Source organism: Ensifer sp. CCNWLY38 (assembly GCF_037120565.1).
Classification (GTDB): domain Bacteria; phylum Pseudomonadota; class Alphaproteobacteria; order Rhizobiales; family Rhizobiaceae; genus Ensifer; species Ensifer adhaerens_H.
Genome location: NZ_JBBBBO010000010.1, coordinates 54,382 through 69,578 on the forward strand (window position 1 = coordinate 54,382; position 15,197 = coordinate 69,578).

The window sequence follows — 15,197 nt, forward strand, 5'->3', positions numbered from 1 at the left end:
GGGTGCATCATTGCAGAAATGCCCACGGAACCCCAACTAGTGGTAAGCCGCTCCTCAAATCGCTATGTTCAAGGCTTGAATAACGGCTTCGATTGGAGAGACGATGGTGTATTCTCGCCCCGCGTCCTCGTTTTTCCCCCACAAAAGGCCCATCACACGCAGGTCGCCGGCAAGGTCGCGAACAAGAACGACGCTGCCGCTGTCTCCGTGATCGCTGAAGGGAGTGTGGTTGTTGCTCTCGATCGCGAACTGATTGAATGCTTCGGGCGAATCTATCGATATGTATCTTACTGTCCCGGCAGTGATTCCAGTGGTCAAGCCAGACTTGATCACTTGATCCCCGATCTGGATTTGTGTGCGAGGAATACTGCCTACAACCAACTCATCTGTACCGAGAACCCTCGTCGGGTCGGCGGTCCGCGTGTCAAGGACAGTAGCGACCGCCGCGTCGATAAATGTCTGCCGGCCTTCGCTTCCGGAACCCAGTCCCTGAGATGTAGGTGCGGCATCATGGTCTCCACAGCTCTCTGATGCTTGAGATACTGCTCAGACCACGGGACTGGGCGAAGTGGTGCAGCCGTCCGGACTCTGCTACCGTTGATGGACAGCTTGCTTCTTGGGCAAAAGCCAACACGTGGATTGCAGATGATAAAGACACCCTTTCTGATCTTCGGCGTCTTCCTGCTTGTCGTCGGCGCGTCGGTCAGTGGCGGGACCGCCCTCAGTTTCGGGATCACCGCGGACGCCACCCGCCCCGGCGTGGGCCTGATGGCCCTGAGCCTCTTTGATCTTCTGATTGTATACGGCTACGGGTCGCTGGCATTGCAAGCCGCGGGGCTTGGCGCGGCTGCCGGACGCCTACAATGGATCGTCGCGCTGGTCGCGGGCGTCTTCTGCATCTTTGTGGGCATTGTTTTGGTCATTGCCGCTCTGGCCCTGCTTAACATGATGCTCGCACTCTTTCTGGCACTCCCGTTCGGAACCGCGGTATATCTTGCGGTGTTCGGCTCGTTCGCGACCGGCGCCGTGCGGGCGATACTCGCCATGGTGATGACCCTGAAGTTGGCCGGGCTGGGGATGATCGTGTTTGCCGCTCCGGGCGTGCTGAGGAACACGCGGCAATTGGTATTAACCGGCGTATCGCTGTTGTTCACGTTTGGCCTCGGTTACGTGTATGCGCTCGTGCCGGTGTTTCTGGTTTCGATCGTCGACGCCATCGCCGCGATCGTGTTCGGCGTTGCGGCAGTGATCTGGTTCGCCCTGCTGGCGCTCAGCGGAGTCGGGTCGTTGGTGAGGACCGCGCGGGGACTGGCTCCGGGCTGACAGGATCAGTCAAAGCGCGGCGGCGCCGGATTGGCGCCCAGCGCCAGCCAGGAAAGGCAACCGCCGTGGCGGCCGATCGGCAATGTGCCCTCCGGTTTTGCCCCGTTAGAAACGTCGCACCCCTGCGGAAGCGACAGCACCGATCCGGTGGCCCTGAGACAGAGGATATAAGGCAGCGGGCCGCCATCCTCGCGCGGATCTTCGGCAGCAAATTCCAAGCGTCCAGCCTCGGCACCAGGCGCCAGACTGACGCGGAGAACGCGATAGTGGGTATCCGACTTTGGTACGAAAAGGGGGCAGCCAGACGCCTGCGGCTCCGGTGTGACCGATGGCGCGAACGGGGAGAAAAAGCGTCCAAGGAAGGCGATGAAATCGGGGGGACCTTCCCGGGTGATCTCCTTAACGAGGCTACGGGCATCTTCCCGCGATAAAGGCTCGTTCGGCATGAACGCGATCATCGCAACGAAGAGCACGCCGATCACCAGGAGTGCGACAAGGACGTAGCGCATGTTACTGGCCCCGGAGGAGGATATTGGGCATTTCCCGGAGAAGGTCCCAATCCGGCCGAAGGCGAAAACACGGTGGCGACGTCCTGGTTCCCTCTTTCAGCTTGAACGAGAAATGCGTGCCGGTTTTGTAAAGGCTCGCGCTGCCGGGGTTGGCGTCCGCCAATGGGGTCTGGCTGTTGACGCCCGTCGTACACGACTGCGGATCCTTTATCGTCACCGGATCGACAAGCGCCGAAGCCTTGCCGGCAAGACGGCCGAATTCTTCGACGATTTTCGAGAACGGTTGCCCAACTAGGTTTTTAACGGTCACGCCCTCGTCGTAGGTCAGCATGATGCGCTGGTGGGGGTCAAGATCGTCGAGCTTTGCCGCTATGACAATGCCGGGCTCAGACTGGCCGTCCGGCGCGTTGACGAGGCCCGGCGTCAGCCCCCATTGTCCGGCGAGGGTCTTCGCATGCTCGATCGCCGTGCCCTTGAGCCCGGCGACACCCGGATCGTAGTAAAGGATCATCTTATTGGGGTCGCCGGGGTCGCGCCGCGCCTCATATACCTGATTTACCGGGATGCCGTCGCGCTGGCCTATTCTGGGTACGGGGGTCAGGCCGGCTCCGGTCACTACGCCCTTGGCATAGTCGAGGGTTTGATTCTTGAGACTGTCTTCAATTGCGGTTGGTGGCTCTTCCGTCTGTCCTCCGCCCAGTCCAGGAACGATGAAGGCAAGGCCCACGCCCACGACCGCCAGGATCAGCACGGCGGCGACGGCCAGCGCAATCCAGGGAAAACCGGGTTTCGGCGGCGCCGCTACCGCCTGGGCGGGCACGGTGAAGGCAACGGGCCGGCTCTCTGCAACATCGTTGTCGGGGTCGGTTTCCAGGGTAACCCGAAGCCGGAATGCGCAGGACGCGGGTTCGGCACCACGTTTGGCGGCAATGCCGACCCTCACGTTCTGCGTCTGGCGCGGCGCGAAGTCGAGGCTGACGGCGGTGGGGCCGGTCGGGGTCGCTCCTTCGATCCTGTAGTGCTCTGCGTCGGCCGCGCTTTCCGGCGCGACGGCAACCGTGGCGGTCCGCTTCAGGGTGGTGAGGTTCTCGACCGCGAAGACGACGTTGCCTCTGGAGACGGCTTGGCCGCCCTCCTCGGCATCGCTCAAGCTGACGGCGGCGGTCGGGTCGCTGATCTGGAAACTCGGCATGGCAGACATTCCCCCGGTTGTTCGGCCCTATTCCGGTCTGTCGAGCGTGGTTATATCTCTCGAATCCGCCCATCTGCTGAGGTCGCGAATTTTCTGGCGCCGTTCGTTTCTTGGATCGTCGGACTGGCAAGGAGAATCAAGTCTCGTTCCGATGAGGGCGACATAGATCTGCTTGCCCGTGCTGTCGGAGGCGATGGTGCCATCGTCCCGCACTTCGGGCTCGACCTTATCCAGCCCGTAACAGACGTTCTCATCGTAGTGGAGTTTGAGGGACCCAATCTCGTTGAAGCGTCGCTCGAGGAATTCGATGATCTCCTCGATGGTGAACGGCTGAATGGAAGCGTAAATGTCCGGATTTCTCGCCGCCCATGTGCGGTAAGCCTGGAGTTTCGGGTGGATTTCGCCCCGCGGTTCCGCCCGAGGGCAGTCACCGTCGACCTTCGACCCGACGCCAGCCGAAATCGTCGCCTTGTCCCCCTCGCCCGGCGCCGAGGCCTTGCGTCTGATCCAGTCGCCCCTGACGATGCACGATGACGGGTCGACCGTTACCGTCAAGGCACCGATTTCCCCCTTCCGCCTTTCCAGGTATTCGATCTTTTGCTGCGTGGATACGAGACCAGTGAGGTCCTCCTCCTGCGCAGGCGGCGGGGGCGGATGGCGACCAGACCAAACGGTCAAGGCCGTCAGCCCGCCGACGACGAGGACAACCGCGGCGCCGGCGACGAGCATCCACCAGGGAAAGCGTGCCGGGCGCGGGACGGGGGCAGCCGCTGCCACGGAACCGACGGAAAATGCGACCGGCCGGCTGTCGGTGACGTCGTTGTCCTCGTCGCCATCCAGGGCCGCCCGCAGCGACAACACGCCATTTCGCGCCACCTCGCCGAGTGGCACGGATATCATGACGGTCACGGTTGCCACGCCGCGCGGCGGAAGATCGATGCTGGTTGTCGTCGGACCGGTCGGCGACGCGCCCACAATCGAGAATGAGGTCCTGTCCGACTCCAATCCGGGCACCACGCTGACGGAGGCGGTGCGCGCGACGGCGGTCGTGTTGGTAACGACGAAGGCGACGCTGCCGCGCGCGGCGCGCCGGCCGGCGTCATCGACCTCGGTTAGGGTGACTGTCGGGGCGGGGTCGCTGATCTGAAATGTCGTCATGGTCTATGCCTGCTCCACCGTCAGTTCGAACGTCACGAAGGCCGGGCGCTCGACGGACACGATCCGGCGCACCAGGTCGATCTGATCGCCGGCCGAAGCGGGGACGCGCACCCGAATATGGAAGGGTCGAGGCTGACCGTCCGCCTGCGCCGGATTTTCCTCAATGCCAAAGCCCGGGACGGCCGTGGCGCGTTCCAGCATGCCGATGATCGCACCGCTGGTCCCTCTCGAGCGAGCCGCTTCGGCAGCATAGGCGACAAGATCGCGCAAGGCGCCGGGTCGGACCGCCCGGCCGCGCTGCTCCGGCCTGCCGTTGTCAAGATAAGGCTCAAGCGCCAGCCACCGCGCCATCAGCTCGACGAGACCGTCCGGCGCGCGGCGCGGATCGAGAAACGCGTCGAAGCGCGCGATGCGATCCTCGATCGGCGCGTGCAGGTGCTCGATCACCGCGAGGATTGCGTCGAGAACGCCGCCCATGCGGAGCGTGTCGCGGTAAAGCTGAGGCAGGAGCTGGGCGATTTCGTCAGATCGCACGATCAGCCCTCCTCGCCATTTTCCGAGAACACGTCGAGCTCGATGCTGCCGCTGCAGAACAACCAGTTGCGCGGTAGCGGCACGCGGTCTTCGAACTCGTTGCAACCGTTCGCGACGTAGTTCATGCCGAGGTCGTCGCTGCGATAGATGCCCTCGTCGCCACCGAAGAACAGCGACATGCCGTTATCCGTCGGGCACATGACGGCGCCTCTGGCAGGAGGAAGGCTCCGACGTTCGTCGACCGGCGGCAGGCCGCAACCGATGGTCGGGGGATTGCTCCACTTCTTGTCGGCGCCGATACGCCACAGGAGGATGCCGCTCCGGTTGGTCCCGGCAGCAACCAGATCGTCGTGAAAATCAAGCGTTTCACAGGAACCGCCCGACCAATTTTCCTTGAAGGCCGTCCAGCTCGTCGGGTCATATCCACCATCGATGCGCACGCCTATGCGTTGAGCACCCTGCCCTTCCTCGCCTTTCTCCGCGGAAATGCCCGCCCACAGGAAGGTGTCGTTGCCTTGATGTTGGAAGGCAAGCACCCGTATATTCTTGCCGGCCGTATCAGGCAGCAGCGCGAAAGGGCCGCCGCCTGCCGAAAGGTACACACCCAGCCGCTCGCGCGCCGCGACTGCGGTGAACTCGAGGCCAGAGACATGGCGCGCGACAGCCACCGCCTCGAAACCCCGCTGATCTTCGGCGCTCTCGCTCGCGCCGGTGCCCCGCACCGGCAGGATTTCCACGATCACCGGAACTGAAAACCGTATCTTCTGGAGCGCGGCACGGCCGGCTACGAGCAACACCGGCACGCCGTCATGCGTGTTCCAGGCGAGATCGCGGATTTCGAAATTGAATGCGAACCGCGCCATCCGCTCCTCGGGATCGATCGCCGCCGCGCGCCGCGGATCGTCGAAACTCTCTCCACCGTCCAGGGAGACATAGACGACATGGCTCGGTCCCGCCTCCTGGCGTGAAAAGGCGGCGAGCCAACCCGGCAGGGCCGGGTTGGTCCGCACCCCGAGAAAGGTTTCGTTCGGCCTTTCAAGAATGCTCGCCCAGCTTTCCCCTGCATCGAGACTGCGGAACACGGACCGGCCCGCGGCGTGGAGCGTTTGGGGCTGGGCATGATCGCGTGTGAGATCGGCAATTGCCTCCGAGGGAGCGTCGGCAATATGGAAGGAAAGCCGGTCCACATAACGCAGGCCGCGCTCGGCAAGCAGAACCTCGTAGACGTCGGAGGCCCGAAGCGCGCGGCCGAATTGCCACGCGCCGTCCGGTGCGAGCAACGCGTGCAGCCGACGGGTCAGCCGGGCCTTGACGGCCTCCCGTTCTTCCAGTTCCTGAACGACGATGCGCGCCGAGATGTCAACCGGCCGGCACCTTGTCCAGGCGAGGCGTGCCTCGACGCCGACGGGCCGGCGGGCGCGCACCAGTTCGCGCGCGTTCGCGAGCAGCTCGGCTGTCTGATGGGCCGCGAGCACCTCTGTGGTGATACCATCGGGCAGCGAGGCAAGGTCGAAGTCGGGCACGACCAGGACGTCGACCGTGCCCGGCCGGCCAAACGCCCAGACGTCTCGCTGGGCATATGCCCGGGCACGGGCGATTCCCGCCGTCTCGCAGGCGACATCCTCGAAGTCGCGTGCCGTGACGGCCGAACGCAGGACGCGGACGGCTCCGCGTCCGCGCGCGATGGCCCGTTCGAGCGGCTCCATATCCTCACCGCCGAAGGCGCGCGCCCTGTTCTCAACGGCGACGCCGTTGATCGGCGACTTCAGCATTGTGATCGCGCCGGCGCTCAGGTTGCCGAGCCGCCCGCCGCCTCGCCTGTACCACACCCGTATTTCGCGCCCCTTCGCCGGCGCGGCCCCCATGCTTCGCGGCGAGGTTCCGCCGATATTGGCGGGACCGAAAACGATGGTGCCTCGCGCCCGATCGGCGAAATAGACTCGATCGGATGGGCCGCAGCCGACGAAAGCGGATACCTCGCGCCAGAGCGCGAAAGTCTTGCCTTCAAGGCTGCGGAAGTCCCCATTGTCGGGTTGATCGGCATCGGTAACCTCCACGCCGACCACAAGAGCATGAGCATCGGTCAGGCGCCGCAGGATCGGTCCGCGCCGGACAGTGTAGAACTGTCCCGGCTCGCCGGTGCCGCGTCCTACCGGCTCGCCCTCAACCTGTTCGGCGTTGATTGCAGGCACGTCGACGCTTTGAGGCGGATCGGTGCCTGCTCCGGGGGGCAGTGCCGTCAGTTCCGCATCGACCAACGTCGCGAAGACTGTCGAACCGGTGCGGTCGGAAGCAAGCGTGCCCGCCGGGATCCTTATGGCGGGCAAACGGCCGTCACCTTGGGAAGTTCGCGTGAACGTCAGCGTCACTTCCGCCGCGGCAGGCGCCAGCGGTGCGACACTAAGGAGGTCGAGCAGAGCGAGGTGCGCCTTCGCGGGAAACTGGTTGACACGGTAGATCAGCACTTCCGTCAGGTGGACAAAGACCTCGATGAGCGTCATGCCCGGATCCGACGGCGACCTGTCCGACCATTGCGGGCAACGCTGATCGATGATCGCCTTGGCCTCGCTGAGCAGGTCGTCGAAAGTGCGATCGTCAAGGTTCGGGATTTTCAACGTCATGAGGCGCCACCGGCGAGATCGATCGAAAAGGTGAGGCTTTCGGTTCGCCGCGTGCTGCGGACGCGATAATCGAGCCGGATGAACAGCACCGTATCGGTACCTCCGTCGCCGGTGGCCGCATCGCGGCCGGAACCGGCCTCCAGCCGCAAAATGTCGATGCGCGGCTCGAAGCGCAGCAGCGCCTGCCGGACATAGTGAATAGCGAGGCCGGCGGTCGTCGCATCATTGGGGTTGAAAATCAGCCGGTCGATGGGACATCCGTAATCCGGGCGCATCACCCGTTCTCCGGGCCGCGTTGCCAACAGTGTGAGGATCGATTGGCGGACATGGTCGTCACCGGAAGCGAGAGCGATCGAGCCAGTCGGGGCCACCATCGGGCCCGTCGCGCCGTCCGTGCCCGCGATCGTTTGCGTCAGTCCGCCAAAAGCCCAGCCGGTCGTCATGTCATTCCTCTTCGATTGCGACCCAAAGCTGACCCGGGTTCCCCAGTGTCCAGCGAGCGATCGCGACGCTGCTCCAGTCGGTTGTGCCGGAGGCGGTGGACAACACGACCCCGCGGCCGTCGATGGCGACGAGATGCGAATGGCTGAGGTCATCGTCGACGGTCGCGATCGAGCGACAGCGTGTGACACCGACAACTTCCGCGCCTCCCCTGCACAGGACGATCGGGCGATGATCCAGGTCGCCTTCGACCAGAAGCAATCTGCCATCGATCGTGACCCAGTCCTGTGAAGGTCGAATTTGAACCCCCCCGCGATGTTCGCAGTTGCAGCGAGCTGTTTCGATCCCGATTAGCACCATTTTCACAACGCTCTTGTTCGGCGGCGATGGCCGCGTCAGATCCTTTCGAAATTCACTTTCTGTGCCTTGATCGTGATCGTGCCTCCGATCGCCGCAATCTCGAGATCACCGGCCACGGTCAGTTGCGACCGTCCGCCGCCGAGTGACAGTCGGTCACCGCTGGAGGTTAAGAGCGACGCGGTCGCACGGGCTCCGCCCAGCACGAGGCGCTGGTCGCCGCCCGAAGCAAGGACGAGCGCGCGAGGATGCTGTGTCGTCGTTCCGCGCGGCAAACGCGCGGCCCCGTAGATCCCGCCAAGCACCAGGCCATGCGCGAGGTCCGACGACGGAAACAAAACGATCACGTCGTCGCCGACATCCGGGAGTGCAGCAGCACCCTTGCCGGCGCCGGCGCCGGCGACGACAAGGCTCAGGAACCCGAGCTCTATGTCGCCGAAAGCGGGCAAGGCGACCTTGACGCGCGCGCCACCGTCGGGATCGGCGATGTCGATGACCCGCCCGAGAGTCACGACGGGCACGCATTCGGCCTTGAGCGGCGGCGGCGGCCGGCTGGAAAACTCGGTGACGTTTCCCTGGCGCGCATCGAACACGTGGGTGGCGGTTGTCATGACGACGGTCGGTGGCGCGCGGAAACCGAGACCGGCCAGGCGGAGCCGAACGCCGGGCCTGAAGTCGGCGGATCCGCGCAGCGTGCCGGTGGCAACGGTCTGGTTCGCGGCCGACCGGTCCATCATGTCCTGTGCGGCGGCCTGGACTTCACCCTGCGAGCCGGACGGCAGATTTGCCGCAAAGAGGTGACCTTCATCCTCGTGCAGACCGGAGAGTGCGAAGGCGGAAAGCTCGATCTCCTCGTCCTGGCGTGCGGTGGGGGCCGTCGCGGCGAAGGTGCCCGCGCTTGCGGCGCTCCAGCCATAGGCGCGTCCTAGACGGCTCACGTCTTCACCGGCCTCCTCGACCTTCACCGCGATCAGGCGCCCGCCCGGGCTAACCTCTATCGTCTCGCCGAACCCGGCGAGGGAAACAAGCCGCACCGCTTCGCCGTCGAGCACGGCGTGAATGCCCTGGGCGCGCGCCAGCGAAACCAGGAACGTCAAGTCGCTGGTTCCGGTCTGGACCGAGGTGCAGGGTGTTCCCTCGACGGTGGCGCGCACGTCCAGTCCAAGGCCCGAGGCGGCCTCGCTCCAGGCGTCGACGGGCGAAACGCCTTCGACCACCCGAAACCGTCGCTTCGAGCGCAGCGTCTCCAGCGCATCATGGGCGCGGACCTTCAGGACGCGCCCGCCGTCGGCGAGATAGTGATGCTCAAGGCCGGCCACCGCGCCGGAAAAAAGCTTGCCTCCGGTGCGAAGGTCGACGCCAAGCGCGGTGCCGGCTGCGAAACGCTCGCTTAGACCGTCGAAAGGATCGACGATCGTGATCTCGGCGAGCGCCGGGGTGTCCAGGCTCTGGCGCACCACGACCTGGGTGATCCGCTGGGCCAAACCTGTCTCGATCGGCTGCCCGGAAAGGCTGATCTTGGCGCCGGCCGGCTTGTAGGACATGTCGTTCATGCGACGCCTCCGTTGCCACGTGACGGGAGCGCCAACACGGTTCCGGGTGCGAGACGCAGCGGGTCGGTAACGGCGTTGGCGTTGGCGATCAAGCGCCATTCGGCCGGATTTCCATAGATGCGCGCGGCAAGCTGATCCAGGCGCAGGCTCGGCAGGCCCGTGTCATCGGTGGGAATTTCGAAACGCTCGGTGTATTCGAACGAGCCGGCCGAGCCCGGTGCCGACAGTTCGAAGAACGGAGTCGCATTGGAGCCCTGGAACAGCAGCGTCGGACTGTTGCTTCGGCCCGGCGACGCTTCCGGTTCATTTGCCCGCCGGAGGCGAGCTCTCAGGAATGAACGCCTTGGGCGCCCCTCCGGATCGAAGCACTCGAAGCGCTCCGCGATCGCCGTCACAACGCCGAGAACATTCCACGACTGTCCCCAGATGAAGCGAACCAGCGGCGGTGCTCCGCGCTGGTGATTTTCGCCGTGATTTTCCGCAAGTGCCCAGAAGGGTCGCGTCAACTCGCGAACGTCGGCGACCGGGACGATCGCGCCCTCGCCGCCTTGACCGCCACTCCTCGTCATGCCGCCTAGCGGTTCGATGAGGTCGACATCGAACAAAAGGTCAAGGACCAGTTCCGTCGACCCGCCGCCGGTCGGCCACAGCGGATCGTCCGACAGGGCCGGCCCGGTCACTGAACCGGTCGCATGCCTGAGTGTCCGGACGCCGCTGCGGCGCGTAAACTCGAGGCGTTCCGGGTTGACGAGCGCCGTAATGCGTTCACCGCTGCCTTCGACCAGGAACAGGACCCTCTGCATCACCGTCGCTCCTGGATGCGGGCAAGGTGAGCGAAGCGATCCTCGTCAAACCAATCCGACCTGGCTACCTCGGTGGAGTCGGGTTCGGCATCCGGCAGGGTCGGCCAGAGGTCCCCCCTCGGAACGTCGTGCCACGCCGGACGAGCCGGCTCCTTTGTTTGCCATCGACCAAGTCTCGCGCCCTCGGTCAGGGCACGTTCCGCCTCGCCGGACGACCCCGCCGGCAGGGAACTATCCGGAGGCGGCCGCTCTGCTTTCGTCGCCGGGGCGAAATTCGCTCGCTCCCCGGTGACCGGCCCGGGTGCCGGAGATCGCTCCCTGAAAATCGGATCCGGCTCTCCGATCGACGCAGGCCGTTCCTTTTCCCGGATTCCGACGAGGTCGGCGGCGGCCGACGGAGAAACCGACGCGGTGGCATCCCGCGGTTCGGCAAAGGCTCGCTTCCCAGAACGGGTCGGGGGCGTCCGCTCCGCCGGGGGCGCAAATCCGCCTTCGCGTGTGGCGGGGGTCTCTGCGATGTATTCGAAATTCGGACTCGGCCGAACCGCTTGGCCCGCAACACCCGTCCTTTCCGGTCGTTCACCGCAGGGTTCGCTTTCGCGCGGGTCGATCCATCGCAGGCGGCCCGGTTTGGCGGCTTTGCGAACCGGCGCGGGTGCGAACGTTTCAGACTTGACGAATTCGAGGCGTGCGCCCCTCGAACGCTTTGGCCAATCGGTCCCGGACGCCCCTTCGGCGCGGCCCGGCCGGCTGCCGAGGTTCTCCGGCGCACTTTCTGCAAACGCCGCGCCGGCGGCGAATTCCAGCCATACCCTAGGTGCGTCGGGATAGAGCCTGGCGAGGCGGGCGATCTCCGGATTTGCCGAACCGCGGACATCGCGTCGCAGCAACGATCGGGCGGAACGCAGCAGTCGGTCAAGCCAGCGCTTCACTCGCGCAATCAGCCATGCGGGGTCGAGGATTGTGAGATCCATCGCGGCTCACTCGCGCTGCAATTCGTCGTATACCAGCTTGAGCTCGGCGATCGCGATGCCGCGCCCGAGCCCGCTGAGCGAGGGGCCGTGCCATTCGCACGGCCAGGCATTCATGAGATTCCAGCGAACGACCTCGGTGGCACCATCGACATCGAGCAGCAGGATCGAGACGTTGCGCCTTTCGACCCGACCTTGAGCGATGCTGCTGATCCACTGCCACATGCCGACGGAGCGCGTCACTCCGTGGCGGAGCGTCACCTCGGCATGTTCGACGGGACCGGGCAACGCGCGAACCACCTGTCCGGTGCCGGCCTCGCGAAACCGGATCGGGTGGACGCGCATCGCGATGCCCTCCACCGAAAAGAACGCGGCCTCGGTGACCCCGCCCATATCGAGGCGGAAATTGAAATCGCGGTATGGATCGACGAGAACGCTCGTCGCTGCCTGCTGTTGCGCCATAGCTCGCCCCTTTGTCAAAACAGTCGGAATCGTCCGCGGCGACGGTCAGGCGGCTGCCTGGCCCGCCATCTGTCCGATTTCGAAGATCACGAACTCCGCCGGCTTCACCGGCGCGATGCCGATCACCGTGGTGACAATTCCAAGATTGATTTTGTCCTCCGGATTGGTTTCCTCGTCGCACTTGACGAAAAAGGCATCCTCGGCCCGCGCCCCGGCAAGCGCTCCGGAGCGCCACAGCATCATCAGGAAAGCCGAAACGTCGCGCCGGATCGCTTTCCAAAGCGGGCGGTCGTTGGGCTCGAAGACCACCCAGCCCGTGGACCGGTAGATCGACTGTTCGATAAACAGCACTAGGCGGCGCACGCTGACATAGGTCCAGTTCGAGTCCTCCGGCGCTAGCGTGCGCGCGCCCCATACCAAGATGCCCTGCGTGGAAAAGAACCGGATGGCATTGACGCCACGCTTGTTGAGCTTGCCCTGCTCGGCATTGGTAAGCGGCTGCGTCAGGCCCGTGGCCCCACGCACGACTTCGTTGGCCGGCGCCTTGAACACGCCGCGTTGCGTATCGGTCCGGGCGTAGATGCCGGCGACATGTCCGGACGGCGGCACCGTGACCAGTTTGGTTGGATCGAGGGCATCGCGAACCCTGAGCCAGGGGAAATATTGTGCGCCGAAGCCGCGAGGCGAAGCGGGTGCGCGCAAGCCCGCCTCGGGGTCGTCCTTGCCCGGTTTCGCCGCCGGATCCAGCTCCTGACCGACACGGACAAGGGCATCGAGGTCCACACGATCAGGCCCGGGCGCGTCAAGGATGGCGAAGCGGTCGCCGAGATTTTCGCAAAACGACAGGAGGCGCGCCGTGGCGGCGATGTCGGCCCGTCCCGGCGCAGCGATCATGGCGATCTCATCGATCGCCTCGATCGCGGCGAGCGCCGGGTCGATCGGGCGGCCCTCGCCGCCGAGATTGACGACATAGCAGCGGGATCCGCCGTTGATGAAAAAGCCGTAGACCGCGTTGGCCAGAATGTTCGGAGACGGCGACTCCGAACCGAACATCGACGTGAACTCACCGAAGCTGTTGACGGCGACCGCGGTCATCGGCCTGGCATCGGCTTTCGGCGCTGTCCCGACAAACGCGGCCGTCGTTGTGGACACACCCTGGATGGGGCGCGCACCGGTGTCCTTTTCCTCGACATAGACGCCGGGGTACGTGTAGCTCAAACTCATAGACCCCTCCTCCGCTCCGCCTCGCACTCCGGCGATGCGTCAGTTGAGATTGTTCATTGGAACGACCAGTCTGACCCCGCTGCGCTTGCTGACGGACACGCTGTGGGTCAATCCCTTGGCACTGACTACCAGCGACACCGGACCCTCTGGCGGCAGGCCGGCAAGGCGAAAACGGCCATCGTTGTCGCTGACCGTCGTTCGTCTGAAGTCCGGAGCCGTGACGCGCGCTTCGGGTAGAGGACGAGGCTCGCTACCGGGTATCTCGCCGACCACGGTTCCCTCCATCTGTCCGATTTCGCCAATTTCGAGTTCAAGGGGCTTCAGCACCGGTCGGACGGCCCGCCGCTCGCGTTCCCGCACAAGCGAGAGCCTCACAAGCGTTGCGAGCGCACGGGGACGCCCGAGCGCCGCCAGCGCCGCGTCTACTTCAGTACCGGCGACAAGCTCCACCCGATGACGCTTTCCGCTTTCGTCAATCCACTGTCCCTCGGACAGGGCAAAGACCACTTCCCCGGCAAGATTGGCCGCCTCGGCCGGTTCCCGGTGATCGACGACGAGAAGCACCGACACATCGACGGCGAGGTATTCTCCGGCTCTCCTGTCCTCGGTGCCGCGTTCGACGCGCGTGACGAATATTGAGATGCCCTCGTTGGGAACGGGCTCGGCAACATCGAGGCGAACCGTTGCCGGAGCGAACTCCGACGCCAGCCACGATTGAAACGCGAAAAGCAATCCGCCAACTGTATCGGCCATAATGCCTCCGAATAAAGTTAGGCAATAATCCACACTCTCCGTGTCCAGCGAAGGACCGGCGTGACAATCATTCGGACGATATGTGTCTGGCTGCTAATCGTGTCTTACTTTATATTATTGGCAACTGTTTTGTTCTTTCGTCAAGTCCTATTGGCGGGCCAGCAACTACTTCGATCTCCGTTATCAATGTGAAGCTATGGCCGATTGTTGGGGAAAGAATACCGGCCGGTCTCCGTCGTCCCCTGCCAAGGGCTGAAATCGCGAGACGAGGTCATAGGCGAGCAGAAGCGCGGCGGCACTCAAGATGTGCCAGTGGGCGTGGGCCTGAAACAGCGAGTCCGGGCTGCAGAGCCATCTGCGTCCTCCGGTCTTTGTGTATCCGTCGAGAAGACGAAAAGCGAATCCGGGAACGACAGCGGCCCCTATCAGCGCCAGTTCGAGCCCCACTACGCTCCAATCAAGGGAACGCGCGCTCGCGCACAGCACCACAAGCTGCAGGACAAGAAGAATGATCATGATCGGAAAGACGGCATCGGAATCCCAGTGGAGTTCGGCCCGCATCAGGTATCCGAAAACCGGCACGAAAAGACAAACGACCGGTGCGACGACGAAGATCAGGGCCGGAAATTTCTTCCGGGCCAACCAGCACAGACCATTGACCGACACCACGAACGCCATCAGGTCGACAAAGGCAACCAAGGTGACCAGTGCATTGTCGCGAAAAACGAGAGGCAGGATGATGAAACTTGCGGCGAGCACCGTGCCGCAAAGAATCCACCACCAGATCGCCATCCCATACGGCCGCTCAGCCTGAACATGGACAAAGCTTATGTAGATCGACAAGGACAACAATGCCGCATAGACCCACGCCACGTCGAGCACTTGAGGCAGTTCGGCAAGTACTGCGTGATAGAGGCCGCTGAAGATCGCAAGAAGGATCAGATTGATTGCAAGAAGGTGTCCCGCCCAGGAACGAACGCAAAGCAGAATGAGCGTGCCGGCCAGGGCATAGGCCATGTTGGAAAGCGTATTCTGAATTTCTACAATCGGGGATTGGTCCGCCGGCATTTCGCATTGGCCGGAATGGACGAGTTGGCGAAGCCCCTCATCGTCACGCGGATAGATCGTCGAATTATCGTGAAAAATAGAAACGACAGCAAGAAACAATAAGAAAAGCAATGCGCTGATAGAAGCACCCGCCACCCACATCTGGGGTTTGTGCAGGACCAAACCGATCATATTGGGCTCCATCGCGAAGAAAGAACGCACGCTTTTTTGGGAAGAACCAAGATAGGC

The 15,197-nt window shown here is 63.9% G+C and carries 16 protein-coding genes; 2 read left to right on the plus strand and 14 right to left on the minus strand.

Annotation, left to right across the window (positions count from 1 at the left end; genetic code table 11):
• Positions 1–54: 54 nt before the first annotated feature.
• Positions 55–381: a hypothetical protein gene (locus tag V7S54_RS21410; protein WP_442892588.1), complete on the minus strand. Its 327-nt coding sequence runs from the start codon at positions 379–381 to the stop codon at positions 55–57.
• A gap of 264 nt (positions 382–645) precedes the next feature.
• Between V7S54_RS21410 and V7S54_RS21415 the strand changes: the two genes are divergently transcribed.
• Entirely contained in the window at positions 646–1,323 is a 678-nt protein-coding gene (locus V7S54_RS21415; protein WP_336408734.1) for a hypothetical protein, read from the plus strand.
• A gap of 5 nt (positions 1,324–1,328) precedes the next feature.
• Here V7S54_RS21415 and V7S54_RS21420 read toward each other — a convergent pair whose 3' ends face one another.
• The 6 genes from V7S54_RS21420 to V7S54_RS21445 are packed head-to-tail and all read right to left on the minus strand — an operon-like array spanning position 1,329 to position 7,780.
• The gene (locus tag V7S54_RS21420; RefSeq protein ID WP_336408735.1) at positions 1,329–1,832 is read right to left on the minus strand and encodes a hypothetical protein; all 504 of its coding nucleotides are present in this window, start codon (positions 1,830–1,832) and stop codon (positions 1,329–1,331) included.
• A gap of 1 nt (position 1,833) precedes the next feature.
• Complete coding sequence (locus tag V7S54_RS21425; RefSeq protein ID WP_336408736.1) at positions 1,834–3,024, minus strand: hypothetical protein; 1,191 nt, start codon at positions 3,022–3,024, stop codon at positions 1,834–1,836.
• A 27-nt stretch (positions 3,025–3,051) separates the two neighbouring features.
• Entirely contained in the window at positions 3,052–4,182 is a 1,131-nt protein-coding gene (locus V7S54_RS21430) for a hypothetical protein (RefSeq protein ID WP_336557197.1), read from the minus strand.
• Positions 4,183–4,185: 3 nt separating this feature from the next.
• Positions 4,186–4,716 carry a phage tail protein gene (locus tag V7S54_RS21435; RefSeq protein ID WP_336408739.1) on the minus strand — a complete coding sequence of 177 codons (531 nt, stop codon included), beginning with the start codon at positions 4,714–4,716 and terminating at the stop codon, positions 4,186–4,188.
• A gap of 2 nt (positions 4,717–4,718) precedes the next feature.
• The gene (locus tag V7S54_RS21440; RefSeq protein ID WP_336408740.1) at positions 4,719–7,337 is read right to left on the minus strand and encodes a baseplate J/gp47 family protein; all 2,619 of its coding nucleotides are present in this window, start codon (positions 7,335–7,337) and stop codon (positions 4,719–4,721) included.
• Positions 7,334–7,780 carry a GPW/gp25 family protein gene (locus V7S54_RS21445; protein ID WP_336408741.1) on the minus strand — a complete coding sequence of 149 codons (447 nt, stop codon included), beginning with the start codon at positions 7,778–7,780 and terminating at the stop codon, positions 7,334–7,336. Before V7S54_RS21445 ends, V7S54_RS21440 begins: the two co-directional genes overlap by 4 nt.
• 139 nt (positions 7,781–7,919) lie before the next feature.
• On the opposite strand from V7S54_RS21445, the gene V7S54_RS21450 reads away from it, so the two are divergent.
• Complete coding sequence (locus V7S54_RS21450; RefSeq protein ID WP_336408743.1) at positions 7,920–8,069, plus strand: hypothetical protein; 150 nt, start codon at positions 7,920–7,922, stop codon at positions 8,067–8,069.
• Between the two features lie 104 nt (positions 8,070–8,173).
• Here the strand turns inward: V7S54_RS21450 and V7S54_RS21455 are convergent, their stop codons facing one another.
• The 7 genes from V7S54_RS21455 to V7S54_RS21485 all read right to left on the minus strand — a co-directional run bounded on the left by V7S54_RS21455 (position 8,174) and on the right by V7S54_RS21485 (position 15,140).
• On the minus strand, positions 8,174–9,688 hold the full coding sequence (locus V7S54_RS21455; RefSeq protein WP_336408744.1) for a phage baseplate assembly protein V: 1,515 nt from the start codon (positions 9,686–9,688) through the stop codon (positions 8,174–8,176).
• Complete coding sequence (locus tag V7S54_RS21460; protein ID WP_336408745.1) at positions 9,685–10,491, minus strand: CIS tube protein; 807 nt, start codon at positions 10,489–10,491, stop codon at positions 9,685–9,687. Before V7S54_RS21460 ends, V7S54_RS21455 begins: the two co-directional genes overlap by 4 nt.
• A complete protein-coding gene (locus V7S54_RS21465; RefSeq protein ID WP_336557201.1) occupies positions 10,491–11,465 on the minus strand; it encodes a hypothetical protein in 975 nt (324 codons plus the stop codon). The genes V7S54_RS21460 and V7S54_RS21465 overlap by 1 nt, the downstream gene beginning before the upstream one ends.
• Before the next feature lie 6 nt (positions 11,466–11,471).
• Positions 11,472–11,924 carry a phage tail protein gene (locus tag V7S54_RS21470; RefSeq protein ID WP_336408746.1) on the minus strand — a complete coding sequence of 151 codons (453 nt, stop codon included), beginning with the start codon at positions 11,922–11,924 and terminating at the stop codon, positions 11,472–11,474.
• A 45-nt stretch (positions 11,925–11,969) separates the two neighbouring features.
• Positions 11,970–13,148: a phage tail sheath family protein gene (locus tag V7S54_RS21475; RefSeq protein ID WP_336408747.1), complete on the minus strand. Its 1,179-nt coding sequence runs from the start codon at positions 13,146–13,148 to the stop codon at positions 11,970–11,972.
• Between the two features lie 39 nt (positions 13,149–13,187).
• Entirely contained in the window at positions 13,188–13,901 is a 714-nt protein-coding gene (locus V7S54_RS21480; protein WP_336408748.1) for a carboxypeptidase-like regulatory domain-containing protein, read from the minus strand.
• Positions 13,902–14,084: 183 nt separating this feature from the next.
• A complete protein-coding gene (locus tag V7S54_RS21485) occupies positions 14,085–15,140 on the minus strand; it encodes a hypothetical protein (RefSeq protein WP_336408749.1) in 1,056 nt (351 codons plus the stop codon).
• Between the last annotated feature and the right edge of the window lie 57 nt (positions 15,141–15,197).

What these genes read in the sequence shown, in the direction of transcription:
- V7S54_RS21415 (WP_336408734.1), top strand. Translation starts at nt 646, where the DNA reads ATGATAAAGACACCCTTTCTGATCTTCGGCGTCTTCCTGCTTGTCGTC.
- V7S54_RS21420 (WP_336408735.1), bottom strand. Translation starts at nt 1,832, where the DNA reads ATGCGCTACGTCCTTGTCGCACTCCTGGTGATCGGCGTGCTCTTCGTT.
- V7S54_RS21425 (WP_336408736.1), bottom strand. Translation starts at nt 3,024, where the DNA reads ATGCCGAGTTTCCAGATCAGCGACCCGACCGCCGCCGTCAGCTTGAGC.
- V7S54_RS21430 (WP_336557197.1), bottom strand. Translation starts at nt 4,182, where the DNA reads ATGACGACATTTCAGATCAGCGACCCCGCCCCGACAGTCACCCTAACC.
- V7S54_RS21440 (WP_336408740.1), bottom strand. Translation starts at nt 7,337, where the DNA reads ATGACGTTGAAAATCCCGAACCTTGACGATCGCACTTTCGACGACCTG.
- V7S54_RS21445 (WP_336408741.1), bottom strand. Translation starts at nt 7,780, where the DNA reads ATGACGACCGGCTGGGCTTTTGGCGGACTGACGCAAACGATCGCGGGC.
- V7S54_RS21450 (WP_336408743.1), top strand. Translation starts at nt 7,920, where the DNA reads ATGGCTGAGGTCATCGTCGACGGTCGCGATCGAGCGACAGCGTGTGAC.
- V7S54_RS21455 (WP_336408744.1), bottom strand. Translation starts at nt 9,688, where the DNA reads ATGAACGACATGTCCTACAAGCCGGCCGGCGCCAAGATCAGCCTTTCC.
- V7S54_RS21460 (WP_336408745.1), bottom strand. Translation starts at nt 10,491, where the DNA reads ATGCAGAGGGTCCTGTTCCTGGTCGAAGGCAGCGGTGAACGCATTACG.
- V7S54_RS21465 (WP_336557201.1), bottom strand. Translation starts at nt 11,465, where the DNA reads ATGGATCTCACAATCCTCGACCCCGCATGGCTGATTGCGCGAGTGAAG.
- V7S54_RS21470 (WP_336408746.1), bottom strand. Translation starts at nt 11,924, where the DNA reads ATGGCGCAACAGCAGGCAGCGACGAGCGTTCTCGTCGATCCATACCGC.
- V7S54_RS21475 (WP_336408747.1), bottom strand. Translation starts at nt 13,148, where the DNA reads ATGAGTTTGAGCTACACGTACCCCGGCGTCTATGTCGAGGAAAAGGAC.
- V7S54_RS21480 (WP_336408748.1), bottom strand. Translation starts at nt 13,901, where the DNA reads ATGGCCGATACAGTTGGCGGATTGCTTTTCGCGTTTCAATCGTGGCTG.
- V7S54_RS21485 (WP_336408749.1), bottom strand. Translation starts at nt 15,140, where the DNA reads ATGATCGGTTTGGTCCTGCACAAACCCCAGATGTGGGTGGCGGGTGCT.